The following is a 26,015-nucleotide window of genomic DNA, read 5'->3' on the forward strand; positions in this document are numbered from 1 at the left end:
TACGAGATGCGGTCGATGCTGCTCTCGGCCAAGTGGATCGACGTCATGCGCGACGTCATCGACGAACTCCCGGCTCCCGTCTACGCCGTCAGCCCCGAACTCGCCGAACGGGTCACCGGCTACCACGTGCACCGCGGCGCCCTCGCCTCCATGCAGCGCAAGCCGCTGCCGACGGCCGGCGAACTGCTGCGCTCCGCCCGCCGGGTGGTGGTCATGGAGTCGGTGAACGACCACACCAACATCGGCGCGATCTTCCGCTCGGCGGCGGCCCTCGGCATGGACGCGGTGCTGCTGTCGCCCGACTGCGCCGACCCGTTGTACCGGCGGAGCGTCAAGGTCTCCATGGGCGCCGTGTTCTCGGTGCCGTACGCCCGGCTGGAGACCTGGCCCAAGAGCCTGGACTCGGTCCGCGAGGCCGGTTTCACCCTGCTCGCGCTCACCCCGGACGAGAAGGCCCGCACCCTGGACGAGGCCGCCCCGCACAGGATGGACCGGGTGGCGCTCATGCTCGGCGCCGAGGGCGACGGGCTGTCCACGCAGGCGCTGGTCGCCGCCGACGAGTGGGTCCGCATCCCGATGTCCCACGGAGTCGACTCGCTCAACGTGGGCGCGGCTGCCGCGGTGGCCTTCTACGCGGTGGCCACGGGCCGGCCGGAGTCCTGACCCGGCGCGCCCCCGCCTGCCGAACCCGTGCGGACGCGGCCCTCAGTTACCGGCGTCGCGGCTCACCGCGGACGTGTCCGGGTTCGGCACGAACGTCGCGTCGCCCAGCGGCGAGCGGCCCGGCTGGGTGTGCTGCTGCCGGCGGACGCCGTCGTCGCCGAGCCCGCGCGCCGGGCCCTGGCAGCCCTGGGCCACCGCGATGCCGAGCGCCACGAGCAGCGTCACCACCACGAAGACGAACAGCCGCTGCCGCAGCAGCCGCGGATTGGCCGGCCGCCGCAGGCTCCCCGCCGGGCGCTGCCCCGGCCGGCCGGAACCACCGCGCTGAGCGGGCCGGCCGCCGCCGGAGCGCGGGCCGCCGCCGCGCGGCACCGGGGTGGGGCGGGCCGTACCCGGCCGGGCGGTGAGCCCGGCGCCGCCACCGCGCGCACCGCTGCCCCCGCGTGAGGGCACCCCGCCGCGCGCGGACGCTCCGCCACGGGACGGCACGTCACCGCGCGCGGACACCCCGCCCCTGGAGGACGCGGAGGGCGCACCGCCGCGGGCCGGGGTGCCGCCGCGCGGCAGCGGCGTACCGGGCGAGGCGCGCCGCTGGGTGCGCTGCTGCTCGGGGTAGGTGTCGGCGAGCCGTCCGGTGGGCCGGTCCGCCTCGGCGGCACGCGGCGAGGGCGGCCGTACGCCGTCCAGGCCCTGCGCCTCCCGGGCGGCGATCTCCTTCAGCCGCAGCGAGAGCTGGAGCGTGCTGGGCCGCTCGTCGGGGTCCTTCGCCAGGCAGGCCCGGATCAGCGGGGCCAGCGCGTCCGGCACGCCGTGCAGTTGCGGCTCCTCGTGCACCACCCGGTACAGCATCACCTCGGAACTGCCGTGCCCGAAGGGCGAGTCGCCGGTCGACGCGTACGCCAGGGTCGCGCCGAGCGAGAACACGTCGGTGGCCGGTGTGACCGCAGCGCCGCGCACCTGCTCCGGGGCGAGGAAGCCGGGGGAGCCGACGGCGGTGCCGACGTGGGTGAGCGTGGAGGCGCCGGTGGCCCAGGCGATGCCGAAGTCGATGATCCGCGGCCCCTTCGGGGACAGCAGGATGTTGGAGGGCTTCAGGTCCCGGTGGACGACCCCGGCCTCGTGCACGGCGACCAGTCCCTCGGACAGGGCCGCGCCGATCGCCGCCGTGTCCGCCGCGCCGAGAGCGCCCTCCTCGGCGATCTTGTCGTGCAGCGACGGGCCCGGCACGTACTGGGTGGCGAACCAGGGCCGCTCGGCCTCCAGGTCCGCGGCGACCAGCCGGGCCGTGCACCCGCCCCGGATCCGCCGGGCCGCCGACACCTCGCGCGCGAACCGCGACCGGAACTCCTGGTCCTCCGCCAGATCGGGCCGGATCACCTTCAGGGCGACCCGCTGCCCCTTCTTGTCGGAGCCGAGATAGACCACGCCCATCCCGCCCGCGCCGAGCCGTCGGTGAAGCCTGAACGAGCCGACGACGCGCGGGTCCTCGCGCCTCAGGCGCATCATCGCCATGTTCATCCCCGCTGCCCGGTCCCTGTGACGTGGCACAGCTTACGTTTCCACGGCCGCCTGCGCGCAGAGGCCGCGCCCTCTGGGCCGGATGGATTGTGTCGGCCGTCCGGGGGAGGTGAAACGCGGTCAGCAGGCACCGGCCCACGGCGACTTCGCGCCACCGGTGGCCTCAACCGATCGGTGCCGCAGGGAGGTTGACGCCCTGCTGGGCTGCGGTGCAGAGGTCCGTACGCCCACCGGCCCGTGGTCGGCGGCGACCCGCGGCCGGGCCCGCGCCCCGGATGCCGGTCCACCCCCGGCACTCCCTCCGACCCGGACGGGAGTGATCGAAGTCACTCAACTCATCCCATAGGGCGCGTCGGAAATATAGGGACAGAGTGGGCTACCCCTCCGGGAAGACCCCGAGACACGGGGCCGCGTCTCCACCCAGGGGAGTACGTCGCAGGTCATGGCTCATCCTCATGGAGGCCCGGCAATCGGTACGCGGGCATGACGCCCGGTGGGCGCCGCGCGCCTAGATTTGAGGTCAAGCGGCGGGTGGAGCACTCGTCCCCCGAGGTCAGACACCCGCCGCTGCCGACGACAACCGACACGGTCAGGAGAGGGACCATGGCCCACACGGCACCGCGACGCACGGCGTTCGCCCCCCGCCGGACGGGCCGCCGCCACCCCCTGGTGGCGACGCTCATGGCCCTTCCCCTGGCGGCCCTGCTCCTGCTCGTCTTCGACGGCTGGGAGACGGTGGCCACACAGGCGTCGTCCGTGGGTGCGATGCTGGGGCGCTGAGCGGCGACCCCAGGCCCGGAAGAGCGGTCCGGGCGGGGACATCGATCCATGAAACCCCGTGGGGACGGGGGTACGGCGGACGGCACAAATGCCGGCGCAGCTGGGGAGCTGCGCCGGCATTGGCCGTTTCCGCGTCGGCCGGCCTTGCGGTGCGCGCGGGGGCGTCCGACGCAGTTCGCCGGGCCCCCACAACCCCGCCCCCGGGTACCCTCGCCCCAGCACCCCACCCCGTCCGAGGCCCCCTTGACCGCAGACACCGACACCGGCGCCGACACCCCTGCCCTCATAGCCGCGCTGGCCGACCGGGCCAAGGCCGCCGCTCACCCCCGTACCCCCACCACCCCCTGCTCCTGCCCCAGCACCCCCCTCGCCGACCGCCGGGACGCCACCGTCGTCCGCCACGACGCCACCGTCGCCAAGGCCCACGCCCCGGACACGGACCCCGCCGCGCTCGCCCTCCGCGTCACCACGGCCGCCCGCCTCCCCGGCCTGCTCCTGCCGCCGCTCACCCCGGACAGGGCCACCCTGCACGACCGCCTGGTCACCTTCTGGCCGTACGGCGTCCCCGTGGACCCGGACGACCCGGCCGCCGCTCCCTGGGAGGCCGCCGCCACCCTCCTCGCCCGCCTGCACCGCACCCCCGTCCCCGCCGGCCTCCCCCCGATGCGCGGCCCCGCGAAGGCCGCCCGCGCGCTCGACCGCCTCCAGGCGGCCCTGCGCACCACGCCCGGCGCGACCGCCCACACGGCCGCCCGTCCCGTCCTGGACGCCTGGGCGGCCCTGCCCGCCTGGGCGCGCGCGCAGGCGCCGATGCCCGGCCCGCCGGCCCTCTGCCACGGCGACCTGCACCTCGGCCAGCTCGTCCGGCACCCGGCACCGGACGGCCCGTGGAAGCTGATCGACGTGGACGACCTCGGTGCCGGCGTCCCGGCCTGGGACCTCGCCCGCCCCGCCGCCTGGTACGCCTGCGGACTCCTCCCGCCCCACGAGTGGACCCGCTTCCTGGCCGCCTACCGGCGGGCCGGCGGCCCGGCCGTGCCCGCGGACGGCGACCCCTGGACCGCCCTGGACGTCCCGGCCCGCGCGCTCACCGTGCAGACGGCCGCCCGCGCGGTCACCAAGGCGCTCGCCGCCGACCGCCCGCTGGACGAGGTGGAACAGGCCGTGGTGGACGCGTGCGCGCGCATGCCGTCCGTCCCCGCCGGCCTCCCGCGTCCCGCGCCCGGATTCCCGGACTAGGCTGCAACCGCCCGGGGCCGGACGGAGTCTGTCCTGGGGAAACACGAAGCAGGACCGACCGGCGAGGAGTTGAGCCGACCATGCAGTGTCCGAAGTGCCATGCGCCGATGCACACCTACAACCGCAACGGCGTCCAGATCGAGCAGTGCAGCGGCTGTCGCGGCATATTCCTCGACTACGGCGAGCTGGAGGCGCTGACCCGTCTGGAGGCCCAGTGGTCGCAGCCGGCCCCGCCGCCCCCGCCCGCTCCGCAGGCCTACCCGGCGGCTCCGCCCGCGCCCGCCTGGGGCGCCCCGCACGGCGGTCACGGCGGTCACGGTCACTACGGCCACCAGCGCCACAAGAGCTTCGGCCACATGCTCTTCTCCAGCTGATCGCCGGCCGAGCACACGCAGAAGCCCCTGGCCGTACGAGACGGCCGGGGGCTCCTTGCTGTGTGGACGATACTGGGATTGAACCAGTGACCTCTTCCGTGTCAGGGAAGCGCTCTCCCGCTGAGCTAATCGTCCGCGGGCTGTGACCCGTGAGTCACAGGCAGTGCGCGATACTGGGATTGAACCAGTGACCTCTTCCGTGTCAGGGAAGCGCTCTCCCGCTGAGCTAATCGCGCGGGCGGGATCTTCGAGAAGACCCAGGATCCGAAGATCCAGTGGACGATACTGGGATTGAACCAGTGACCTCTTCCGTGTCAGGGAAGCGCTCTCCCGCTGAGCTAATCGTCCTTGGAGGTGGAGACGGGATTTGAACCCGTGTAGACGGCTTTGCAGGCCGTTGCCTCGCCTCTCGGCCACTCCACCAGGAGTGTAAGGGGATCGGGACGACCCCTTCTCCTTCGAGCGGACGACGAGGCTCGAACTCGCGACCTCAACCTTGGCAAGGTTGCGCTCTACCAACTGAGCTACGTCCGCCTGTCGTTTCGGTCCGCTTCCGCGTCCCGGCGACGTGTTGAACTCTAGCGGATTCCCGGGCCAGCACAAAAACGCGTTTGCGCAGCGTGCTGCGGTGCACTCGACGGACCCCGTGGTCAGGGCCCCCTCCGGGACATCCCGGAGCCACCTGTCGGACACCCGCCCTAGACTCGACCACGTGCTCCACCACCCATCCGGACCCCCCTCGCTGGCCCGTTTCGGCGACCGCGTCGCCACCGGCCTCCTCGACGTCACCAGCGATCCGGCCGCCCTGGACTCCACCGGTTTCTGGGCCGTCTGCGCGGACTACGAGGGCCGCCTGACCTGCGCGCGCTTCGCGGAGGTACGCGAGGAGCCGGTGCCCGCGCCGGCGCCCGGCCGGTGGCGGGGCCCGCGGCCGGGGGACTGGACCTCCTCCCTGGACCGCGCCGCGTACACGGCGGCCGTCCGCCGCATCCGCGAGCACATCGCGGCCGGCGAGGTCTACCAGGCCAATCTCTGCCGCGTGCTCAGCGCGCCGGTCGACCCCGGCGCCGACGTGGACGCCCTGACCGCCCTGCTGGCCCGCGGCAACCCGGCGCCCTACGCGGGAACGATCCGGCTGCCGGAACACGGCGTGGAGATCGCCACCGCCTCGCCCGAGCTGTTCCTGCGCCGGGACGGCCGCACCGTCGAGTCGGGACCGATCAAGGGCACCGGGCGCACCGAGGCGGACCTCCTGGAGAAGGACTACGCCGAGAACGTGATGATCGTGGACCTGGTCCGCAACGACATCGGCCGCGTCTGCGCGACCGGCAGCGTGAGCGTCCCCGACCTGTGCGCCGTCGAGAAGCACCCGGGGCTCGTCCACCTCGTCTCGACCGTCCGCGGCGAGCTGCGGGCGGACGCCGGCTGGCCGGAGCTGCTGGCCGCGGCCTTCCCGCCGGGCTCGGTCACCGGCGCCCCCAAGCCGAGCGCCCTGACGATCATCGAGGCGCTGGAGACGGCGCCGCGCGGCCCGTACTGCGGCGGCATCGGCTGGGTGGACGCCGACCGGGGCACCGCCGAGCTGGCCGTGGGCATCCGCACCTTCTGGATCGACCGGGCCGAGGGCGCCCTGCGCTTCGGCACCGGGGCCGGCATCACCTGGGGATCCGACCCGGAGGGGGAGTGGCGCGAGACCGAGCTGAAGGCGTCCCGGCTGCTCGCGGTAGCGTCGGGTGTGTACGACGAGACCGAGGGGGCGCTCCTATGAGGATCTGGCTGGACGGCGAGCTGCGGGACCTGGAATCCGCCAGGATCTCCGTCCTCGACCACGGGCTGACCGTCGGCGACGGCGTCTTCGAGACCGTCAAGGCGGTCCACGGCACGCCCTTCGCGCTCACCCGGCACCTGGACCGGCTGACCCGCTCGGCCCGCGGCCTCGGCCTGCCCGACCCCGACCACGACGAGGTGCGCCGCGCCTGTGCGGCCGTCCTGGAGGCCGACCCGGTGCCGCTGGGCCGGCTGCGGATCACCTACACCGGAGGCCACGGCCCGCTCGGCTCCGACCGCGGCGACCAGGGCCCGACGCTGGTGGTCGCCCTCGGCGAGACCAGCCGCCGCCCCGACTCCACGGCGGCGATCACCGTGCCGTGGACCCGCAACGAACGCGGTGCCCTCGCCGGCGTGAAGAGCACCTCGTACGCGGAGAACGTCGTCGCCCTGGCCCGCGCCCACCAACACGGCGCGTCCGAGGCACTGTTCGGCAACACGGTCGGACAGCTCTGCGAGGGCACGGGGTCCAACGTGTTCGTCGTCCTGGACGGCGAGATCCACACCCCGCCGGTCACCTCGGGCTGTCTGCCCGGCATCACCCGGGCCCTGGTCGTCGAGTGGGTCGGCGCCAAGGAGACCGACCTGCCGCTGGACGTCCTCCGGCGCGCCGACGAGGTCTTCCTGACCTCCACCCTGCGGGACGTACAGGCCCTGCACCAGATCGACGACCGCCAACTGCCCGGCACGCAGGGCCCGGTGACCGCCGAGGCCATGCGGATCTTCGACGACCGGGCCGGGCGGGACCTGGATCCCTGAGCCGGGAAACGGGCTGACGTGGGGCGGTCGGCGTGGGTAGAACACCTGTGATGACCACGACCCTGCGGCCGGCCGAGCCGCTCCAGCAGCACCCCGACGGATCACGTTCCCGCCGCTACGCGGTGTGCGTGAACAGCCGCCCCGTCGGCGAGATCCACCTCGGCACCTCGCCGTCCCTCGGCCCCTCGGTGGCCCGCGTCATCGACCTGCGGATCGCCGAGCCCGACCGGCGGCGCGGCCGGGGCACCGTGGCCGCGCTCGCCGCGGAGGAGGTCGCCCGGGGCTGGGGCTGCGTACAGATGGAGGCGGTGGTGCCCGCCACGGCGGACGCCGCGCTGCGCCTGTTCGGTGCCCTCGGCTACACGGTGCGCAACCGCGGCATGGAGAAACGCCTCGGCGCCACCCCGCCCGCGCTGCCGCCGGGCAGCCGCGCGCGCCCTATCACCGAGGCCGAGTTCGCCGCCTGGCGGGAGGCGGAGAGCGAGCGGTACGCGCGCGAGTGGATCGAGCGGGGCGTCCCCGAGGCCGCGGCCCGCGCCAAGACCCGCGACGACCACGCGCGGCTGCTGCCGCACGGGCTCGCGACCGAGGGCGTGCTCTTCAGCGTGCTGGAGCACGAGGGCGCCCCGGTCGGCACCCTCTGGCTGGCCCTGGGGGACGCCGAGGCGTTCGTCTTCGACGTGGAGACCGGCGCCGCCCACCGCGGGCTGGGCCACGGCCGTACGCTCATGCTGCTGGCGGAACGCCAGGCGATCGAGGCCGGCCGGACGGTCCTCGGCCTCAACGTGTTCGCGGGCAACACCCCGGCCGAGCGGCTCTACGCGTCACTCGGCTACGAGACGGTGACCCATTCCCTGAGCAAGCCCCTGCTGTAGGACCGCGCGGGCCCGTGCCGCGTGCCGGGAAACGACGGCGCCCGCGCCGCCCCGGATCCTCGCCCCGCCCCCGGTCAGGCCTCCCGGTCGGCCAGCAGCCGGTCCGCGATCTCCTCGACGCGCTCGCGCAGGCCCTCCTGGCTCTTGCCGCCGTCGAGGCGCTCGCCGCCGATGACGTACGTCGGGGTACCCGTGACGCCGATCGCCTTGCCCTCGGCCTGGTCGGCGTCGACGACCAGGATGTGCCGGCCGTCGATCAACGCGGTGTCGAACTCCTCGGCGTCCAGGCCGAGTTCCCGCGCCACCTCGACCAGGAGGGGTTCTCCCTGACGGTCCAGCTCCGCCACCCGCTCCAGCACGGCCTCCACGTACGGCCAGCCCTTGCCCTGCTCCAGCGCCTCCTCGGCGGCCTGCGCCGCGGCGAAGGCGTGCTTGTGCTTCTCCAGCGGGAAGTGCCGCAGCCGCAGCTCCAGCCGGTCGCCGTAGCGGGCGCGCAGGGCGCGGACGTCGTCCAGGGCGGTGCGGCAGTCGGGGCACTGCAGCTCGCACCAGACGTCGAGGACGAGGGCTTCGGTGCGTGCGGGGGAGGAGTCGCTCATGCCCACCAGTCTTCCAGGCCGGGACCGGGCGACCCAATCGGGACCTGGGCCGGCCCGTGGGGGCGGGGACCGGCACCCCGGGCATCGGACCCGGACCGGCACTCCAGTAGGAGGCGACCCGGAGATGTCCCTGATGTCCGGCCGGGGCATGGCATCGCGGGGACCGGGCGGTGCACGATGGAAGCGACGAACGAGCCCGCCAGGAGGACGGATGATTGCCGAGACAGTCTGCTCCGCCGTGTCGGCGGCGGGCCTGGGTATCGCGGTGGTCACCGCCTACCGCAAGCGTTTCCTGGCGGCGGCCCGCCTCGCGGCCTACTCGCTGGTGCCGGTCGGCCTGGTCATGACCGGGGTCGTCGGCTGGCTCTCCGACACCGCCCTGAGCCCCACCGCCTGGGCGGGCTTCGGAGTGCTGGGCGCGGCCTGGCTGCTGTTCGCCGGCACGCGCGCCGTGGAGCGACGGCGCGGAGGTGCCGGGCGCAAGGCGACCGGACGGGCCGAGCGGGACGCGGTGGCGCCCGCGGCCTCGGCGCCGTCCCTGGGCGAGGCGCCCCGGTCCTCCGCGCGCCCCGCGGCCGGACCGAGAGCCGACGCCCCCCGGGCCACCGGCTCGGCCGAGGACTTCAGCGACATCGAGGCCATCTTGAAGAAGCACGGCATATGACAGTCACATGACTCGCTGAAACGACACAGTAGGTCCCTGGACGTCCCGAATCGTTCATGAGCCGAACGAGACCTCGCGTATTCGGCGAAGTCCCGCAAGATCCGCGAGCGTTGATCGCGGACGGCCCCTCGGGTGCGCCATCATCGGCCGCGAGATGCTGGACACGCAACAGAGCGAGGCCGCGCCGCCGAAGGACGAGCCGCGCGGATGCCTCTTCGCCCTTTCCCAGCCACCGCTGATGATCTTCCTTGCGGTGATCGGGTGTCTGCTGCTCATGGCTGCGCTGCACGACCTGCTGCTGCTGTGAGCCGTACACGTCCGTCCCGGCGCCACCCGCCGGGACCGACGTCGCACCGGGGCGGGCGGAAGACTCCTCGGCCCGTCGCCCTCTCGGTCCGTCGCCTTCTCAGCCCGCCGCCTCCTTGCGCCGGGCCCGGTAGGCGGCGACGTGCAGCCGGTTGCCGCAGGTGCGGCTGTCGCAGTAGCGGCGCGAGCGGTTGCGGGACAGATCCACGAAGGCGCGCCGGCAGTCCGGCGCCTCGCAGCGCCGCAGCCGTTCCTGCTCGCCGGCCACCACGAAGAAGGCGAGTGCCATGCCGCAGTCCGCGGCGAGATGGTCGGTCACGGAGGCACCCGGTGCGAAGTAGTGCACATGCCAGTCGTAGCCGTCATGGTCGGTCAGCTGGGGCGTGGTGCCCGCCGCGGCGACCAGTTCGTTGATCATCATGGCGGCGGACCGGGCGTCCGGGGCCGCGAAGATCGCCGCGAACCGCGCCCGGACCCTGCGCACCGCGGAGAGGTCGAACTCCGAGAGCACACCGACATCGCTCATCTTGTGGTTTCGTACGAAATCCGCGAGAGCCGGGACATCGGGCAGTCCGTCCGCCGCCGCGTCGTCCTCCGGCGCGGTGTTCACCAGATCCACCACGGTGTCGAGGGCGCACCGGGTGTCGTGGGTGATCAGCACGTTTCGCTCCCTGGCCTGGGGGGTCGGGCGGACGCCCGCCGATGCTGGCCGATGGTAGCGACAACCGCGCCCCCCGCACCCGTGTGTTCCCGACCTCCCGCGTGCCGACAGGGCGCCGCCGATCCCCCGGGGGTTCCCGGGCCGGGCCGCCGGGACGCAGCGCGGCCGGACGCACACGGAGCGCAGTCGGCCGCGCACAGGCCGACGCCGCCTCCGTGACGCTCACGGTGACGGCGTCGGCCTGTGCCGTATGCGGTTGTCTTGGCCCGAGCCGTCTCCCCGAGTGGACGGCGCCGGGCTGCTCGGAAGGGCCGCGGCCTAGCTCTCCGCCAGGATGTGCGAGAGCTCCTGATCCAGGTCGAAGTGCCGGTGTTCCGTGCCGGGCGGCACGGCGGCGTCGGTTCGCTTCAGGAAGGACTCCAGGGCCCGCGCCGGGGCCTCAAGCAGCGCCTCCCCCTCCGGGGAGCTGAGGGCGATGCACACGACGCCCTGACCATGGCTGCGGGATGGCCAGACGCGGACGTCGCCGGTGCCGGTGGGCCGGTGAAGCCCCTCGGCGAGGAGGTCGCGGGCGAACACCCACTCGACGGTCTCCTCGGCTCCGGTGTGGAAGGTGGCGTGCACGGCGTAGGGGTCGGCCGTGTCGTACCGCAGGCCTGCGGGGACAGGCAGGGAGGACTCGCTCGACACAACGAGGCGCAGGTGCAGCTCGCAGCTGACCGTGGTGTTCATAAGCGCCAGGGCCTTTCGCTCAGTGTGCGCTCGGGGATTCGCACGTCGGCGAAATCGACATGCCACCTACGGTGCCGTTGTAAACCCCTCTGAGGGTTTTGCGTGTGTTTACGTAACTCTTCCGGCCGAGAACTCGTACCAGACCTACGACCATTCCGGTGACCGGATTCACTCCGGTAGGGTTTGTCTGTATGAATACGGGGAGTGACGAGCCGGGCGAGGTCGCCGTGGCAGCGGACAAGGCGAGGACGGACCGTCCCGAGGCCGGGCAGGGGACCGGGCACGAGGCCGAGCGCGGTCTCGGCTCGCGGGCGCCGGAATTCGTCAAGGCCCGCCGGCTCCTGCACCTCAGCTGGCAGGTCGGGGTCTTCGTGGTCGGCCTCGCGGTGGTCGGCGCGGGGATCGTCATGCTCCCGCTGCCCGGACCCGGCTGGGTGGTGATCTTCGGGGGCATGGCCATCTGGGCCACCGAGTTCGTCTGGGCCCAGCTCGTGCTCCGCTGGACCAAGCGCAAGGTCACCGAGGCGGCCCACCGGGCCCTCGACCCCAGGGTGCGCCGCCGCAACATCACACTGACCGTGATCGGGCTGGTGATCATCGGCGTGCTCGCCGGGATCTACCTGTGGAAATTCGGCCTCGTCATGCCGTGGAAGATCAAGGACCAGTGAAGCGGCTCCGACGGCGGACGGCCCCCGCCCCCCGGCCCCGGTCGGAAGCACCCCCTGACATGGGGTAATGTTCTTCCTGCGCCCGGGCGATTAGCTCAGTGGGAGAGCGCTTCGTTCACACCGAAGAGGTCACTGGTTCGAACCCAGTATCGCCCACCCGGACCGACGGCCCATCTGCGACCAGCAGATGGGCCGTCGGCGTACGCGCCTGCTGTCGGCGGCTGGTGCGGGGCGGACGGGCCCGGGACTCCGCCACCCGCGCGTCTCGTGGCCGCCGGGCCAATCACCGGACCATCGTGAGGCGGGCCCCGGCCGGCAGTCAGGCGTCGGCCGTCGGACACCGGCCCGCCCGCGCACGCCGTCACGGCCGGCGGTCCGCACACCGGGGACGAGGTCGCCCGTCACCGACGCCGACGCCGATGTCCGGCCGGCTCCGTCACCGACCGTGCGTCCCGACCGAAGCCGCCCGGCGGAAATCCCCCGGACGTATTCCAAAACACCGTCACATTCTCCGGGAAGTACGACAAGCGAGGAATTCACCTCGATCTGAAGTCACAGGTACAGGCCGGAAATCTGAGCCTGGATCACTTCCGGGCGGGCGTCACGAAGGTCGGCGAGGCCGGCCTGACGGAGTGGTGGACCGACGGCTGCAACCGGGTCAAGGCCGGCCACGTCACCGACCCGAAGGTCGTCTCCCAGGAGCTGTGCGCCGAGCCGATCCACCTCGTGGAGATGCCGGGGTTCAAGTGCCTGGGCCACGTTGCCTCGCCGCCATCGAGGACCTGGCCCTGCTCGGCGACGAGATGCCGGCCTGACCGGGACCGGGGGAGCGCCGTCGCACGGGCGGCGGCGCTCGCGCCCCCAGTCTGAAGCCGGCCACGGCCCGGCGCATGAGTACCCGTACTCATATGCCCGCACGTCTTCGCGCACACTCGACCCATGGACTGGAACCACTACCGCTTCCGCAGCGTGTGGCCCCTGCCCGCCCCGCCGGCCACCGTGTACGCGGCACTGGAGCGGGCCGAGGACTATCCCCGCTGGTGGCCACAGGTGCGCACGGTGACCCGGCTGGACGACGGCTCCGGTGTGATCACCATCCGGTCCGCGCTGCCGTACGGCCTCACGTCCACCGTGCGGGCGACCCGCCGGGACCGGGCCGCCGGCGTCCTGGAGGTCACTCTGTCCGGCGACATCGACGGCTGGGCCCGCTGGACGGTCACCCCCGCCGGCCCCGGCACCCTCGCCCGGTACGACCAGGAGGTCCGCGTCCGCAAGCCCCTGCTCAGGCGGCTCGCCGTACCGGGACGGCCGCTCTTCCGCCTCAACCACCGGCTGATGATGCGGGCCGGGCGGCGCGGACTGCTGCGCCACCTGGAAGCGGTTTGAAGGAACGCCGCCGGGACCTGTATTGTTCAGTGCGTTCCCGGGCGATTAGCTCAGTGGGAGAGCGCTTCGTTCACACCGAAGAGGTCACTGGTTCGAACCCAGTATCGCCCACCGGGAAAGGCCGGTCCGCCGTCGCGGACCGGCCTTCTTCATGCCGCCGGGCCCGTCACGCCGCCGCCGGCAGCTCGGGCCGCAGCGGCCACTCCGTGCTGACGACCTCCTCCGAGCCGCTGCGCGCGAACCACGCCTGCAACCCCCGTGCCTGCGCCGCGTGCCAGTTCGCCTGCAAGGTGTGCAGGTCGGCGGGGGACAGCCGCTCCAGCCGGGCCGCGAACCGGCGGCCCAGCGCCCGTACGACATCCATCGCGGCCAGCGCGTCCGCCGCCGCGTCATGCGCGTCCTGGAGGGTCACCCCGTAGTGCGCGCACAGGTCCGTCAGCGTGCGCCGGCCCTTGCGGTACCGGTCCAAGTGCTTGTCCAGCACCCGCGGGTCCAGCACCCTGAGCGGCACCGACTCCAGCCAGCGGTCCAGCGACGACGCCCGGTGCCGGCGCAACTCCCGGTCCAGCAGCGTCAGATCGAACGGCGCGTTCATCACCACCAGCGGCCGGCCCAGCGCCGCGTGCTCGGCGAGCTGCTCGGCTATCTCGTACATCACCGGGGCCGGCCAGCGCCCGTTGCGCTGCACGTGCTCCTCCGTCAGCCCGTGCACCGCCGTCGCCGCCTCCGGCACCGGCACACCCGGGTTCACCAGCCACCGGGTGATCCGGGGCCGGGTCCCCGGCGCGTCCTGGACGACGACGGCGGCCGACACGATCCGGTCGGTCTCCACGTCCACGCCCGTCGTCTCCGTGTCGAAGGCGGCCAGCGGCCCCTCGTACCAGGTCGTCATCGCAACCCAACTCCTCGTCCACCCATGGCAGGTGACGTTCCGTCTTCCGCCCGTTTGGTGATACCCGGGCCGTTTGCGCCGTACGCCGGGAGGAGACAACAGGAGTACGGGTCTTTGCAGTTCAGCGGCCCACAGCTGGGAAACCCCTGCCATGGAAGGCTGTTGGTCATGGCCATAGCCCAGCCCGAGCGGGGCGGGCTGCTGCCCGAACGTCCGGGTCACCTTCGCGGCTCGCTCGCCACCACCGCCTGCATGGAGACATTGCAGGTCGGCTATCTGCACGCGGTCGCCGCCGCGGCCGGCTGCTCGCTGTCCCAGCCCTTCCCGGACAACGGCATCGACTGGCACGTCAGCCACAGCGCGCCCGGACACACCGTCGACGACGAGGTCACGATCAAGGTGCAGCTGAAGGCCACCTACCAGATCGCGCCGAACCCTCCGGGGCGCTCCTTCTCCTTCACCCTCGACAACGACCACCTGCGCAAGCTCGCCCGCACCCCCGTCTCGGTGCACAAGATCCTGGTCGTCATGCTCGTGCCGCGCTCCCAGGGCGACTGGCTGCGCGCCAGCCACGACCGCCTCGACCTGAGGCACTGCTGCTACTGGACCAACCTCGCCGGCCACCCCATCACCGGCCGGAACCGGACCACCGTGCGGATACCGACCTCGCGCATCTTCGACGACCGGGCGCTCTGCGAGATCATGACGCGGGTCGGGACGGGAGGCAGACCATGAGGAACCGTCCCTGCGACGAGCCGGTACGGCAGGTCCGGCCGCACCCCGACGACCTCCCCTGGGACCGGCCGCCCGAGCCCGCCGACATCGACCCCGCCGCGCTCGGCGCCCTGCTGCGCCGGCACGGCTGGCAGCGGCGCGGCGGAGCACCCGGCCGGTACGGCCGCTGGACCCCGCCCGGCCCGGGCGGCGGGACCAGCCTGCTCGTCCCCGAGAGCCGCGCCTTCCCCGACAGCGACGACCTGCTCGGCGAGGCCCTCGACGCCCTCGTCCGCAGCCACACCCCCTCCGCGCGCGAGATCCTGATCTCCCTCGCCGTACCCAGCGACGAGGTCCGCTGGTGGCGCGACACCCCGGGCGGGCCCGCCGGCGCCGCCCCCTGGACCGCCGACGACCACCTGCGCGGCGCCGCCCGGCGCATGCTGCTCGCCGCCGCGCTCGCCACCCGCGCGCGTGCCGGCTACTACGGCGCCCGCCACCGCCGCTCCGCCGCCGCCCTCCTGGACGACGTCCTCGTCGGCCCCGCCGCCGAGGGCCGCACCCTCACCGCCTTCGTCCCCGTGACCGCCGGCCGCCCCCTCGCCGTCCGCCTCCACCAGGCCCTGCACGCCGCCCGCGAGGCCATCGACTACCGGCGGGCCACCGGCGGCATGGACGCCTTCGACGGCGCCGTCGAGGCCGGCGTCAGCCGGGAACTCACCGAGGCGCTCGCCGCCCTCGTCCGCGGCACCGAGGGCGCCCGCGTCGCCGTCGCCTGGGCACCCGGCACCGGCGCCCCCGAAGGCCGCGCGCCCTGCGCCGAACCCGTCGAGTTCTCACCCGGCGACCTGCCCGCGCTCCGCGAGGCCGCCGCCCGCTACCTCCGCGCCGAACCCTCCGTCCCGGTCAGCGTCACCGGCGCCGTCGTCCGCATGCGCCGCTCCGGGCCCGGCGGCGAGGGCACCGTACGCCTGCGGGTCCTCGCCGGCGCCGACGTCCCGCACGTCCGCGTCACCCTCGACGAGGAGGACTACCGCATCGCCGGCCACGCCCACCTCGTCGGCCTCCCCGTCCGCGTGCACGGCCGGCTGGAGCGGCGGGGCGGCTTCCGCAGGCTCACCGGCGCCGGTGGCGTCGTACCCGTGCAGGTGGACGAGGCCGAGCGGGACCGGCTGCTGAAGTCCCTCCAGGAGAACCTCGACTTCTTCGAGGAGGCGTGCGGGGAAGCGTGAGGGAAGGGCGACCGAGGGTGACCGTTTCGCGGTCGGTGCCGTCGGGTCGGTACGATCGCCTGTGCGCGCGCTCCTGGTATGGCGCCGCACCCCACCTTCAGTCAGGAGAGACCGGTGTCAGACGTCCGTGTGATCATCCAACGCGATTCCGAGCGGGAAGAACGCGTGGTGACGACGGGCACTACGGCCGCCGACCTCTTCGCGGGCGAGCGCTCGATCATCGCCGCGCGCGTGGGCGGCGAGCTGAAGGACCTCGCCCACACCCTGTCCGACGGTGACGAGGTCGAGGGCGTCGAGATCTCGTCCGAGGACGGCCTGAACATCCTGCGCCACTCCACCGCGCACGTCATGGCGCAGGCCGTGCAGGAACTCTTCCCCGAGGCCAAGCTGGGCATCGGCCCGCCCGTCAAGGACGGCTTCTACTACGACTTCGACGTCGAGAAGCCGTTCACGCCCGAGGATCTCAAGGCCATCGAGAAGAAGATGCAGGAGATCCAGAAGCGCGGGCAGAAGTTCGCCCGCCGTGTCGTCACCGACGAGGCGGCGCGCGAGGAGCTGGCGGACGAGCCGTACAAGCTGGAGCTGATCGGCCTCAAGGGCTCGGCCTCGCACGACGACGGCGCGGACGTCGAGGTCGGCGCCGGCGAGCTGACGATCTACGACAACCTGGACGCCAAGACCGGCGAGCTGTGCTGGAAGGACCTGTGCCGCGGTCCGCACCTGCCCTCCACCCGGCTGATCCCGGCGTTCAAGCTGATGCGCAACGCGGCCGCCTACTGGCGCGGCAGCGAGAAGAACCCGATGCTCCAGCGCATCTACGGCACCGCCTGGCCGTCCAAGGACGAGCTGAAGGCGTACCTGGACTTCCTGGCCGAGGCCGAGAAGCGCGACCACCGCAAGCTGGGCTCCGAGCTGGACCTGTTCTCCATCCCCGAGCAGATCGGCTCCGGCCTCGCCGTCTTCCACCCCAAGGGCGGCATCGTCCGCCGGGTCATGGAGGACTACTCGCGGCGCCGTCACGAGGAAGAGGGCTACGAGTTCGTCTACACCCCGCACGCGACGAAGGGGAAGCTCTTCGAGACGTCCGGGCACCTGGACTGGTACGCCGAGGGCATGTACCCGCCCATGCAGCTCGACGAGGGCGTGGACTACTACCTCAAGCCCATGAACTGCCCGATGCACAACCTGATCTTCGACGCGCGCGGCCGGTCGTACCGCGAACTGCCGCTGCGCCTCTTCGAGTTCGGGACCGTGTACCGGTACGAGAAGTCGGGCGTCGTGCACGGCCTGACCCGGGCGCGGGGCTTCACGCAGGACGACGCGCACATCTACTGCACCCGTGAGCAGATGTCCGACGAGCTGGACAAGACGCTCACCTTCGTCCTCGGCCTGCTGCGCGACTACGGCCTGACCGACTTCTACCTGGAGCTGTCCACCAAGGACCCGGAGAAGTTCGTCGGCTCCGACGAGGTCTGGGAGGAGGCGACCGAGACCCTGCGCCAGGTCGCCGAGAAGCAGGGCCTGCCCCTCGTCCCCGACCCGGGCGGTGCCGCCTTCTACGGCCCGAAGATCTCCGTCCAGGCCAAGGACGCCATCGGCCGGACCTGGCAGATGTCGACCATCCAGCTCGACTTCAACCTGCCCGAGCGGTTCAACCTGGAGTACACGGGCCCGGACGGCTCCAAGCAGCGCCCGGTCATGATCCACCGCGCGCTGTTCGGCTCCATCGAGCGCTTCTTCGCCGTCCTGCTGGAGCACTACGCGGGCGCCTTCCCGGCGTGGCTGGCGCCGGTCCAGGCGATCGGCATCCCGATCGGCGACGCGCACGTGGAGTACCTGGAGAAGTTCGCGACCGCGGCCAGGAAGCGGGGGCTGCGCGTCGAGGTGGACTCCTCCTCGGACCGCATGCAGAAGAAGATCCGCAACGCCCAGAAGCAGAAGGTCCCCTTCATGGTCATCGCGGGCGACGAGGACATGTCGAACGGCTCGGTGTCCTTCCGCTACCGCGACGGCTCGCAGGAGAACGGCATCCCGTTCGACGAGGCCCTCGCGAAGATCGCCAAGGTGGTCGAGGAGCGGACCCAGGTCTGAACCGCCTGAGCGCCCAGGCCCCCGGGACCACGGTCCCGGGGGCTTTCCCGTCCTCCCCGCGCCGCGTACGGCGGTCGTCGTCCACCGGCCGGGCTTGGCCGGGAGATGTCGGCCGGCCGCCCCGGCGACACGTCGGGAAGGGGTGAAGCCATATGCTGCCTAGCATGACGAGTGAGCCGGAGCAGCAGATCGGAGTGGGGACGCAGGACGCGTTCCAGCGCCTGTGGACGCCCCACCGGATGGCCTACATCCAGGGCGAGAACAAGCCGACCGGCCCCGGGGCCGGCGACGGCTGCCCCTTCTGCTCGATTCCGGCCAAGTCGGACGAGGATGGGCTGATCGTCCGGCGCGGTGAGCACGTGTACGCGGTGCTCAACCTGTACCCGTACAACGGCGGCCACCTGATGACCGTGCCCTACCGCCACGTGGCCGACTACACGGATCTGACCGGGCCGGAGACCGCCGAGCTGGCGGAGCTGACCAAGCAGGCGATGACCGCCCTGCGGACCGCGTCCGGCGCGCAGGGGTTCAACATCGGTATGAACCAGGGCGGGGTCGCGGGCGCCGGCATCGCCGCGCATCTGCACCAGCACATCGTCCCGCGCTGGGGCGGCGACACGAACTTCATGCCGGTCGTGGGCCACACGCGCGTGCTGCCGCAGCTCCTGGCGGACACCCGGAAGATGCTGGCGGAGGCGTGGCCGACGGCGGCGTGAGCCCGTCCGGCACCTGAGGACGAGGCCGTCCACGGCCGGTGCGCGAGTCCGGGGACGGCACCGGCCGAACCGCCGGAGGCCTATGCGTCGTAGACGTCGGCCTTCTTCGGCATCGGGTCCTGGACGTTGCCGCTGAGGAAGGCGGAGCGGGCACCGAACTTCTCCGTGTTCACGCCGTTCTCCTCCAGGAGCTTGATCGCGGCGGAGTGGACCACGCGCAGCACCGGTGTGGCCGCGCGCAGCGCGTCGTCGGCCATGAAGCGGTGGCGCCACGGCTGGTCGGCCCAGGCGTGCCGCAGACCGAACGGCTCGGGCAGGCCGAGGGAGCCGCCGAGCCAGTTCAGCAGCGGCGGGTACCAGGTCAGCGGGGCGCGCACGGCGAGCCGTACCACCTCGTCGGTGGTGACCAGCGGCAGCTTGATCGTGCGGTTCTCCCAGGGCTTGAAGGACTTGGCGACCTCCTTGGTCGGCGCCTCCGGCTTGCTGGTGAACAGCGGGTTCACCGGCCCCAGGGCGTGCCCGGTGACCTCGATGCGCAGCGTCTCGTGCAGCACGGTGACGGTGATCAGCATGGTGATGACCAGCTGCCCGTCCCAGAGGGTCCACTGCACGCCCAGGTAGTGCCGGTCGCCGCTGCCGAACTGCTGCTTGTTGCAGATGTCCTGTATGGCGTGCGGCTTGACCTGGAAGGCCTCGACGTCGGTGCCCTCGGGCCGGGACACCGCCGTGGCCTTCTCGCCGATCGGGGTGACGATCCAGTGCCGTATCGACGGCTTGGGGAAGCCGCCGGTGTTCAGCGGGCCGCGCTCCAGCAGGGACAGTTGGTCGTGGATCGCGCGTACCACGTCCCAGCTGCGGAAGGGGTGGATCTCCCGGCTGGGGTCGGCGGGCACGAGGTCCTCGGCGAGCTGCCAGGCCCCCCAGCGGGTGCCCATGCCGAGTATGCCCTTGGGGCCGGCGTAGAAGACCGAGTTCGACTGCTGCTCGGCGCTCAGCCGGGCCAGCGACTGGCGCAGCGCCTCCGCGGCGGTCTGGCCGGGCCCGCGCGGCACGGCCTCCGGGACCTTGGCGCCGACGCTGGTGCCGGAGAGCAGGCCGTCCCAGCGGGCCCGCAGGTCCTTGGCGGTGCGCTCGCAGATCTGCTTGGCCCAGAACCAGCCGAGCACGGGGACGATCACGGCCGCGCGGGCGTACCACGCCCAGAAGCCGGAGAACGGCATCTTGATCAGGAACAGCGCGGCGAGCAAGCCGACGCCCAGCAGGAGCGCGGTGGCCAGGGTCCCGGCCCGCTTGTCGTCGCGCCTCGCGACGAGGGAGCGCAGCTGGAAGACGAGCAGCCAGCCGATCATCCCGGGCAGGAAGAGCAGACCGCAGACGACGGTGATGGTGGTCAGGCGGTTGTCGCGCTCCCGGCGGATGTTGTTGGCGGCCAGGGCGTGTTCCACGACGAACTGCGGTTCGGAGCCGAAGGACTGGATGAGCGGCTTGCGGCCGGGGGCGAGCATCCGGTCGACGAGGGCCCGGGAGAACGCCTCGCCGAGATTGGGCCGGAACATCTTCATCCGGCCGGGCTTCACGGTCGACTGGTGCCACTCGTTGTCGGCCTTCTTGATCTCCTCGATCGGGCTGTCCCGGTACGCCGCGGAGGCCAGCGCAGAGGTCGCCGCCTGTCCCTCGTCGCCCGAGACGGGTACCTGGGGCCCGTCCCACTCCGTTCCAAACGACATTCCCGCCCCCATCGCCGCCGGTGCCGTTCCTGCGGCCTTCCCGACTTCCCTGCTCCGCACACCTGTTGGACCAGCCGTCGTGCCGACACCGGTCGGCTGCCGGTCGGTTGCCGCACGACGACGTCAGGTGATCAGCGTATCCGCCCGCACCGACAGCGTGGGGGCGGACGGCCGAAGCCGCCCGCCCGTGCGCCGGTCGTGCGCCGGTGTACTACGCCTCGTCCCCGGCCTGTTCGCGGATGCGTTCGGCGATCTGCGGCGGCATCGGCTCGTGCCGGGCGTAACTCCGGTCGAAGCGGGCCGTGCCGTGTGAGAGCGAGCGCAGGTCGACGGCGTACCGCCCGATCTCGAACTCGGGCACCTCGGCGCGGATCAACGTCCGTCCCGTGCCCACCTGTTCGGTGCCGAGCAGCCGGCCGCGACGGCTGGAGAGGTCGCTCATCACGGCGCCCACGTAGTCGTCGCCGACCAGGACGGTCACCTCGGCGACCGGCTCCAGCAGATGGATCTTCGCGTCCGCCGCGGCCTCGCGCAGCGCGAGCGCGCCCGCCGTCTGGAAGGCGGCGTCGGAGGAGTCCACCGAGTGGGCCTTGCCGTCCACCAGCGTGACCCGCACGTCGACCAGGGGGTAGCCGGCGGCGACGCCCTTGGCGGCCTGGGCGCGCACGCCCTTCTCGACGGAGGGGATGAACTGGCGCGGCACCGCGCCGCCGACCACCTTGTCCACGAACTCGATGCCCGAGCCGCCCGGCAGCGGTTCGACCTCGATCTCGCAGATGGCGTACTGGCCGTGGCCGCCGGACTGCTTGACGTGCCGGCCGCGCCCGGCGGCCCGGGTCGCGAACGTCTCCCGGAGGGAGACCCGGTGCGCGACGACGTCGACCTGGACGCCGTAGCGGCTGCGCAGCCGCTCCAGGGCGACGTCGGCGTGGGCCTCGCCCAGACACCACAGCACGACCTGGTGGGTGTCCTGGTTCTGTTCCAGGCGCATGGTCGGGTCCTCGGCGACCAGCCGGGACAACCCCTGGGAGAGCTTGTCCTCGTCGGCCTTGCTGTGCGCGTGGATGGCGAGCGGCAGCAGCGGGTCGGGCATCTGCCAGGGCTCCATCAGGAGCGGGTCGTCCTTGGCGGAGAGGGTGTCGCCGGTCTCGGCGCGGCTGAGCTTGGCCACGCAGACCAGGTCGCCGGCGACGGCGTGGGTGACCGGGCGCTGCTGTTTGCCGAACGGCATGGACAGGGCGCCGACCTTCTCGTCCACGTCGTGGTCCTCGTGCCCGCGGTCGGCGAGGCCGTGCCCGGAGACGTGCACGGTCTGGTCCGGGCGCAGGGTGCCGGAGAAGACGCGGACCAGCGAGATCCGGCCGACGTACGGGTCGGAGGAGGTCTTGACGACCTCGGCGACCAGCGGGCCGTCCGTGTCGCACGGCTTCAGCTCGCGCGGCTCGCCGTCGATGGTGGTCACCCCGGGCAGCGGGTGCTCGAACGGGGTCGGGAAGCCGCGCGTGACCAGCTCCAGCAGCTCGACCGTGCCGAGGCCCTGCCTGGCGCCCTCGGCGGCGGGGGCGGCGGCCAGCACGGGGAAGAACGCACCGCGTGCCACGGCCCGCTCCAGGTCCTCGATCAGCGTCTTGACCTCGACCTGCTCGCCGCCCAGATAGCGGTCCATGAGGGTCTCGTCCTCGCTCTCCGCGATGATCCCCTCGATGAGCCGGTTGCGGGCCTCCTCGATGCCCGGAAGCTGGTCCTCGCCGGGCTCGGACTCCTTGCGCTCCCCGGTCGAGTAGTCGAACAGCTTCTGCGACAGCAGTCCGACGAGCCCGGTCACGGGTGCGTGCCCGTCGGGGCCCTCGGGGCCGCGCAGCGGCAGGTACAGGGGCAGGACGGCGTCGGGGTCGTCACCGCCGAAGGCCTCCGCGCAGGTGCGCGTCATCTCCTCGAAGTCCGCGCGCGCGGCCTCCAGGTGCGTGATCACGATCGCGCGGGGCATGCCGACCGCCGCGCACTCCTCCCACACCATCCTGGTCGAGCCGTCCACGCCGTCGGAGGCCGAGACGACGAACAGGGCCGCGTCCGCCGCCCGCAGACCGGCCCTCAGTTCACCGACGAAGTCGGCGTAGCCCGGGGTGTCCAGCAGATTGACCTTGATGCCGTCCCATTCGACGGGCACCAGGGAGAGCTGTACCGAGCGCTGCTGCCGGTGCTCGATGTCGTCGTGGTCGGAGACGGTGCCGCCGTCCTCGACGCGCCCCGCCCGGTTCACCGCCCCCGCGGTGAGCGCGAGGGCCTCCACGAGGGTCGTCTTTCCCGAGCCGGAGTGGCCGACCAGCACCACGTTCCGTACGGACGCGGGTCGGTCGGCCGCCAGAGCCCTGCCGGCGGCCCCGGAGTGGTGTGTCTGTGCCTTGTCGCCCATGATCCTGCCTCCCGTGCACGGTGAGGGTGGGCGCGGACACGCGGGATCCGCGTGTGCGGCGGCTCCGGCGACGCCCGCGGTTATTCGAGCTTTCCACTCCCGTCACGCCGCGTCCATACGAAGGACCGCGACGGATGCGCAGGGTGCGCACGCGGCACCGGTCGCGTCACGCGCGCCCCGCGCGCGAGGGCACGCGCCGGTTCCCGGCGCGGCTGTGGGTGCCCGCCCGTCACGCACACGCGCGCGTGGCTACGATGGGCCAGCCGGCGGCCACCACGGGCCGCGGCGACACCGACCGTCGGGAAGGCCATGCTGAACAAGTACGCGCGTGCATTTTTCACGCGTGTCCTCACACCGTTCGCCGCGTTTCTCATCCGACGGGGCGTGAGCCCCGACACGGTCACGCTCCTCGGCACGGCCGGGGTGGTCGCGGGGGCGCTGGTCTTCTACCCCAGGGGCGAGTTCTTCTGGGGCACGGTCGTGATCACTCTCTTCGTCTTCTCCGACCTGGTCGACGGCAACATGGCCCGCCAGCTGGGCCGCTCCAGCCGCTGGGGCGCCTTCCTGGACTCCACCCTGGACCGGGTCGCCGACGGGGCGATCTTCGGCGGCTTCGCGCTCTGGTACGCGGGCAACGGGAACGACAACGTGCTGTGCGCCGTGTCGATCTTCTGCCTCGCGAGCGGCCAGGTGGTGTCGTACACCAAGGCGCGCGGCGAGTCGATCGGGCTGCCGGTCGCCGTCAACGGGCTCGTCGAGCGTGCCGAGCGGCTGGTGATCTCGCTGGTCGCGGCCGGTTTCGCGGGCCTGCACAAGTTCGGCGTGCCGGGCATCCAGTGGCTGCTGCCCATCGCCCTGTGGATCGTCGCCGTCGGCAGCCTGGTCACGCTGATCCAGCGGGTCGTCACCGTCCGCCGCGAGTCCGCCGAGGCGGAGGCGGCGGCCCGGCAGAACACCAGCGAGGCGACGCAGTGAGCGCCGCCGACCGGCTCACCGACACGCTCTACGGGCTCGGCTGGAGCACCGTCAAGAAGCTCCCGGAACCGGTCGCCGTGCGCCTCGGCCGGACCATCGCCGACCTCGCCTGGAAGCAGCGCGGCAAGGGCGTCCAGCGGCTGGAGGCCAACTACGCGCGCGTGGTGCCGGGCGCCACGGCGGAGCGGCTGGCCGAGCTGTCCCGCGCGGGCATGCGCTCCTACCTGCGCTACTGGATGGAGTCCTTCCGGCTGCCGGCCTGGAGCGCCGAGCGCGTGCGGACGGGCTTCGACCCCAAGGACGTGCACCACCTGACCGACGGCCTCGCCGCCGGCCGGGGCGTGATACTCGCCCTGCCCCACCTGGCCAACTGGGACCTGGCCGGCGCCTGGGTCACCACGGAGCTGAGGACGCCGTTCACGACGGTCGCCGAGCGGCTGAAGCCCGAGACGCTGTACGACCGGTTCGTCGCCTACCGCGAGGGCCTCGGCATGGAGGTCCTGCCGCACAGCGGCGGCTCCGCCTTCGGCACCCTGGCCCGCAGGCTGCGCGACGGCGGCCTGGTCTGCCTGGTGGCCGACCGCGACCTGTCCGCCTCCGGCGTCGAGGTCGACTTCTTCGGCGAGACGGCCCGGATGCCGGCCGGACCCGCCCTGCTGGCCCAGCACACCGGCGCGCTGCTGCTCCCCGTCACCCTCTGGTATGACGACTCGCCCGTCATGCGGGGCCGGGTGCATCCGGCGATCGAGGTCCCCGGGTCAGGCACCCGGGCCGAGAAGACGTCTGTCATGACACAGGCGCTGGCCGACGCCTTCGCCACCGGGATCGCCGACCACCCGGAGGACTGGCACATGCTCCAGCGGCTGTGGCTCGCCGACCTCGACCCCGCGAAGGGACCCGCGTGAGAATCGGGATCGTCTGCCCGTACTCCTGGGACGTGCCCGGTGGCGTCCAGTTCCACATCCGCGACCTCGCCGAGTACTTCCTCCGGCTCGGCCACGAGGTGTCCGTCCTCGCCCCGGCCGACGACGACACCCCGCTGCCGCCGTACGTCGTCTCGGCCGGCCGCGCGGTCCCGGTGCCGTACAACGGCTCGGTGGCCCGGCTGAACTTCGGCTTCCTGTCGGCCGCGCGGGTACGGCGCTGGCTGCACGAGGGCGCCTTCGACGTGGTGCACATCCACGAGCCGACCTCGCCCTCGCTCGGCCTGCTGACCTGCTGGGCGGCGTCCGGCCCGATCGTGGCCACCTTCCACACCTCCAACCCGCGCTCGCGCGCCATGATCGCCGCGTACGCGATCCTCCAGGCCGCGCTGGAGAAGATCAGCGCGCGGATCGCGGTCAGCGAGTACGCCCGCCGCACCCTGGTCGAGCACCTCGGCGGGGACGCGGTGGTCATCCCCAACGGCGTCGACGTGGACTTCTTCGCGCGGGCCGAGCCCAAGCCGGAGTGGCAGGGCGACACCATCGGCTTCATCGGCCGCATCGACGAACCCCGCAAGGGCCTGCCGGTCCTGATGCGGGCGCTCCCGCGCATCCTCGCCGCCCGCCCCGGCACCCGGCTGCTGGTCGCCGGCCGCGGCGACGAGGAAGCGGCCGTCGAGGACCTGCCGAAGGAACTGCGCTCCCGCGTCGAGTTCCTCGGCATGATCAGCGACGAGGACAAGGCGCGGCTGCTGCGCAGCGTCGACCTGTACGTCGCCCCCAACACCGGCGGCGAGAGCTTCGGCATCATCCTGGTCGAGGCGATGTCCGCGGGCGCCCCCGTGCTCGCCTCCGACCTGGACGCGTTCGTGCAGGTCCTCGACCAGGGCGAGGCCGGCGAGGTCTTCACCAACGAGGACGCCGACGCGCTGGCCGAGGCGGCCGTACGGCTGCTGGCGGACCCGGTCCGCCGGACCGAACTGCGCGAGCGCGGCAGCGCCCACGTACGGCGGTTCGACTGGTCCACGGTCGGCGCGGACATCCTGTCCGTCTACGAGACGGTGACGGCGGGTGCGGCGGCGGTGGCCGCGGACGAACGGACGACGGGCCTGAGGGCCCGCTTCGGGCTGGCGCGGGACTGAGCCGGGGGTCCCGCGGTTCCGGCCGGCCCAGGGCGGCAGCGGGGGCGCGGTTCGGGCCGGGCTCGGACTGACGTGGCGCGGGGCCGTACCGGCTTGCCCGGAGCCGTGCGCGGCCTGCCCGAGCCGGTGCGAGGCCGTG

Annotated in this window: 24 protein-coding genes, 7 tRNA genes and 2 pseudogenes; 21 read left to right on the forward strand and 12 right to left on the reverse strand. The window is 72.8% G+C overall.

Going from position 1 to position 26,015, the window contains the following annotated elements:
* Window positions 1–663: TrmH family RNA methyltransferase (locus AQJ11_RS30580; protein WP_059265340.1), on the forward strand; the 663-nt coding region annotated here is incomplete at its 5' end.
* Between the two features lie 42 nt (window positions 664–705).
* On the opposite strand, the gene AQJ11_RS30585 is transcribed toward AQJ11_RS30580, so the two are convergent.
* Entirely contained in the window at window positions 706–2,181 is a 1,476-nt protein-coding gene (locus AQJ11_RS30585; RefSeq protein WP_058079865.1) for a serine/threonine-protein kinase, read from the reverse strand.
* 603 nt (window positions 2,182–2,784) lie between these two features.
* On the opposite strand from AQJ11_RS30585, the gene AQJ11_RS50005 reads away from it, so the two are divergent.
* The 3 genes from AQJ11_RS50005 to AQJ11_RS30595 all read left to right on the forward strand — a co-directional run bounded on the left by AQJ11_RS50005 (window position 2,785) and on the right by AQJ11_RS30595 (window position 4,574).
* Entirely contained in the window at window positions 2,785–2,961 is a 177-nt protein-coding gene (locus AQJ11_RS50005) for a hypothetical protein (RefSeq protein WP_014671580.1), read from the forward strand.
* Between the two features lie 243 nt (window positions 2,962–3,204).
* Entirely contained in the window at window positions 3,205–4,200 is a 996-nt protein-coding gene (locus AQJ11_RS30590) for a phosphotransferase family protein (RefSeq protein WP_059265341.1), read from the forward strand.
* Between the two features lie 80 nt (window positions 4,201–4,280).
* Window positions 4,281–4,574 carry a TFIIB-type zinc ribbon-containing protein gene (locus AQJ11_RS30595; RefSeq protein ID WP_078611708.1) on the forward strand — a complete coding sequence of 98 codons (294 nt, stop codon included), beginning with the start codon at window positions 4,281–4,283 and terminating at the stop codon, window positions 4,572–4,574.
* A 63-nt stretch (window positions 4,575–4,637) separates the two neighbouring features.
* On the opposite strand, the gene AQJ11_RS30600 is transcribed toward AQJ11_RS30595, so the two are convergent.
* From AQJ11_RS30600 to AQJ11_RS30620, 5 genes are all read right to left on the reverse strand, one after another.
* A tRNA-Val gene (locus AQJ11_RS30600) sits at window positions 4,638–4,709 on the reverse strand.
* A gap of 29 nt (window positions 4,710–4,738) precedes the next feature.
* A tRNA-Val gene (locus AQJ11_RS30605) sits at window positions 4,739–4,810 on the reverse strand.
* A gap of 40 nt (window positions 4,811–4,850) precedes the next feature.
* Window positions 4,851–4,922 (reverse strand) — tRNA-Val (locus tag AQJ11_RS30610).
* 1 nt (window position 4,923) lies between these two features.
* Window positions 4,924–4,997 (reverse strand) — tRNA-Cys (locus AQJ11_RS30615).
* A 38-nt stretch (window positions 4,998–5,035) separates the two neighbouring features.
* Window positions 5,036–5,108, reverse strand: a tRNA-Gly gene (locus AQJ11_RS30620).
* A gap of 178 nt (window positions 5,109–5,286) precedes the next feature.
* Here AQJ11_RS30620 and AQJ11_RS30625 point away from each other — a divergent pair.
* From AQJ11_RS30625 to AQJ11_RS30635, 3 genes are read left to right on the forward strand one after another with little or no spacing between them, the layout of a single operon-like run.
* Window positions 5,287–6,342, forward strand: coding sequence for a chorismate-binding protein (locus AQJ11_RS30625; protein WP_059265342.1), 1,056 nt, complete (start codon window positions 5,287–5,289; stop codon window positions 6,340–6,342).
* Complete coding sequence (locus AQJ11_RS30630) at window positions 6,339–7,160, forward strand: aminotransferase class IV (protein ID WP_014671576.1); 822 nt, start codon at window positions 6,339–6,341, stop codon at window positions 7,158–7,160. Before AQJ11_RS30625 ends, AQJ11_RS30630 begins: the two co-directional genes overlap by 4 nt.
* A 50-nt stretch (window positions 7,161–7,210) precedes the next feature.
* Entirely contained in the window at window positions 7,211–8,035 is an 825-nt protein-coding gene (locus AQJ11_RS30635; RefSeq protein WP_014671575.1) for a GNAT family N-acetyltransferase, read from the forward strand.
* A gap of 74 nt (window positions 8,036–8,109) precedes the next feature.
* Here the strand turns inward: AQJ11_RS30635 and AQJ11_RS30640 are convergent, their stop codons facing one another.
* Window positions 8,110–8,634, reverse strand: coding sequence for a DsbA family protein (locus AQJ11_RS30640; RefSeq protein WP_086011645.1), 525 nt, complete (start codon window positions 8,632–8,634; stop codon window positions 8,110–8,112).
* Between the two features lie 211 nt (window positions 8,635–8,845).
* Between AQJ11_RS30640 and AQJ11_RS30645 the strand changes: the two genes are divergently transcribed.
* Window positions 8,846–9,298 carry a hypothetical protein gene (locus AQJ11_RS30645; protein ID WP_059265343.1) on the forward strand — a complete coding sequence of 151 codons (453 nt, stop codon included), beginning with the start codon at window positions 8,846–8,848 and terminating at the stop codon, window positions 9,296–9,298.
* A 154-nt stretch (window positions 9,299–9,452) separates the two neighbouring features.
* Window positions 9,453–9,605 (forward strand): hypothetical protein, encoded by a 153-nt coding sequence (locus tag AQJ11_RS50010; RefSeq protein ID WP_014671572.1) that lies wholly within the window; start codon window positions 9,453–9,455, stop codon window positions 9,603–9,605.
* A 99-nt stretch (window positions 9,606–9,704) separates the two neighbouring features.
* On the opposite strand, the gene AQJ11_RS30650 is transcribed toward AQJ11_RS50010, so the two are convergent.
* Together AQJ11_RS30650 and AQJ11_RS30655 are read right to left on the reverse strand one after the other, a co-directional pair.
* On the reverse strand, window positions 9,705–10,265 hold the full coding sequence (locus tag AQJ11_RS30650) for a CGNR zinc finger domain-containing protein (RefSeq protein ID WP_014671571.1): 561 nt from the start codon (window positions 10,263–10,265) through the stop codon (window positions 9,705–9,707).
* A gap of 318 nt (window positions 10,266–10,583) precedes the next feature.
* Window positions 10,584–10,997, reverse strand: coding sequence for an SsgA family sporulation/cell division regulator (locus tag AQJ11_RS30655; protein WP_004002642.1), 414 nt, complete (start codon window positions 10,995–10,997; stop codon window positions 10,584–10,586).
* A gap of 191 nt (window positions 10,998–11,188) precedes the next feature.
* On the opposite strand from AQJ11_RS30655, the gene AQJ11_RS30660 reads away from it, so the two are divergent.
* The 5 genes and pseudogenes from AQJ11_RS30660 to AQJ11_RS30680 all read left to right on the forward strand — a co-directional run bounded on the left by AQJ11_RS30660 (window position 11,189) and on the right by AQJ11_RS30680 (window position 13,162).
* On the forward strand, window positions 11,189–11,665 hold the full coding sequence (locus AQJ11_RS30660) for a TIGR02611 family protein (protein ID WP_059265344.1): 477 nt from the start codon (window positions 11,189–11,191) through the stop codon (window positions 11,663–11,665).
* Window positions 11,666–11,749: 84 nt separating this feature from the next.
* Window positions 11,750–11,821, forward strand: a tRNA-Val gene (locus AQJ11_RS30665).
* A gap of 312 nt (window positions 11,822–12,133) precedes the next feature.
* A pseudogene (locus AQJ11_RS52800) lies at window positions 12,134–12,283 on the forward strand (sugar ABC transporter substrate-binding protein); the annotation flags it as partial.
* Window positions 12,284–12,604: 321 nt separating this feature from the next.
* Window positions 12,605–13,051: an SRPBCC family protein gene (locus tag AQJ11_RS30675; RefSeq protein WP_059265346.1), complete on the forward strand. Its 447-nt coding sequence runs from the start codon at window positions 12,605–12,607 to the stop codon at window positions 13,049–13,051.
* 39 nt (window positions 13,052–13,090) lie between these two features.
* Window positions 13,091–13,162 (forward strand) — tRNA-Val (locus AQJ11_RS30680).
* A 55-nt stretch (window positions 13,163–13,217) separates the two neighbouring features.
* On the opposite strand, the gene AQJ11_RS30685 is transcribed toward AQJ11_RS30680, so the two are convergent.
* The gene (locus AQJ11_RS30685) at window positions 13,218–13,943 is read right to left on the reverse strand and encodes a 3'-5' exonuclease (RefSeq protein WP_014671568.1); all 726 of its coding nucleotides are present in this window, start codon (window positions 13,941–13,943) and stop codon (window positions 13,218–13,220) included.
* A gap of 168 nt (window positions 13,944–14,111) precedes the next feature.
* Here AQJ11_RS30685 and AQJ11_RS30690 point away from each other — a divergent pair, with 168 nt between their 5' ends.
* The 4 genes from AQJ11_RS30690 to AQJ11_RS30705 all read left to right on the forward strand — a co-directional run bounded on the left by AQJ11_RS30690 (window position 14,112) and on the right by AQJ11_RS30705 (window position 18,696).
* Window positions 14,112–14,678, forward strand: coding sequence for a DUF4365 domain-containing protein (locus AQJ11_RS30690; protein WP_014671567.1), 567 nt, complete (start codon window positions 14,112–14,114; stop codon window positions 14,676–14,678).
* A complete protein-coding gene (locus AQJ11_RS30695; RefSeq protein ID WP_059265347.1) occupies window positions 14,675–15,889 on the forward strand; it encodes a hypothetical protein in 1,215 nt (404 codons plus the stop codon). Before AQJ11_RS30690 ends, AQJ11_RS30695 begins: the two co-directional genes overlap by 4 nt.
* A 114-nt stretch (window positions 15,890–16,003) precedes the next feature.
* Window positions 16,004–17,980: a threonine--tRNA ligase gene (gene thrS, locus AQJ11_RS30700; protein ID WP_059265348.1), complete on the forward strand. Its 1,977-nt coding sequence runs from the start codon at window positions 16,004–16,006 to the stop codon at window positions 17,978–17,980.
* Window positions 17,981–18,132: 152 nt separating this feature from the next.
* Complete coding sequence (locus AQJ11_RS30705) at window positions 18,133–18,696, forward strand: HIT family protein (protein ID WP_041665033.1); 564 nt, start codon at window positions 18,133–18,135, stop codon at window positions 18,694–18,696.
* 80 nt (window positions 18,697–18,776) lie between these two features.
* Here AQJ11_RS30705 and AQJ11_RS30710 read toward each other — a convergent pair whose 3' ends face one another.
* Window positions 18,777–20,423: a hypothetical protein gene (locus AQJ11_RS30710; protein ID WP_107120902.1), complete on the reverse strand. Its 1,647-nt coding sequence runs from the start codon at window positions 20,421–20,423 to the stop codon at window positions 18,777–18,779.
* Between the two features lie 211 nt (window positions 20,424–20,634).
* On the reverse strand, window positions 20,635–22,836 hold the full coding sequence (locus AQJ11_RS30715) for an elongation factor G-like protein EF-G2 (protein WP_014671562.1): 2,202 nt from the start codon (window positions 22,834–22,836) through the stop codon (window positions 20,635–20,637).
* A 254-nt stretch (window positions 22,837–23,090) separates the two neighbouring features.
* Here AQJ11_RS30715 and pgsA point away from each other — a divergent pair.
* The 3 genes and pseudogenes from pgsA (at window position 23,091) to AQJ11_RS30730 (ending at window position 25,876) form a co-directional block, all read left to right on the forward strand.
* Window positions 23,091–23,811, forward strand: a pseudogene (pgsA, locus tag AQJ11_RS30720) (phosphatidylinositol phosphate synthase).
* On the forward strand, window positions 23,808–24,716 hold the full coding sequence (locus AQJ11_RS30725) for a phosphatidylinositol mannoside acyltransferase (RefSeq protein ID WP_059265350.1): 909 nt from the start codon (window positions 23,808–23,810) through the stop codon (window positions 24,714–24,716). The pseudogene pgsA and the gene AQJ11_RS30725 overlap by 4 nt, the downstream one beginning before the upstream one ends.
* Window positions 24,713–25,876 carry a glycosyltransferase family 4 protein gene (locus AQJ11_RS30730; RefSeq protein ID WP_059265351.1) on the forward strand — a complete coding sequence of 388 codons (1,164 nt, stop codon included), beginning with the start codon at window positions 24,713–24,715 and terminating at the stop codon, window positions 25,874–25,876. The genes AQJ11_RS30725 and AQJ11_RS30730 overlap by 4 nt, the downstream gene beginning before the upstream one ends.
* Window positions 25,877–26,015 lie beyond the last annotated feature (139 nt).

This window comes from Streptomyces corchorusii (assembly GCF_001514055.1).
Classification (GTDB): Bacteria; Actinomycetota; Actinomycetes; order Streptomycetales; family Streptomycetaceae; genus Streptomyces; species Streptomyces olivaceoviridis.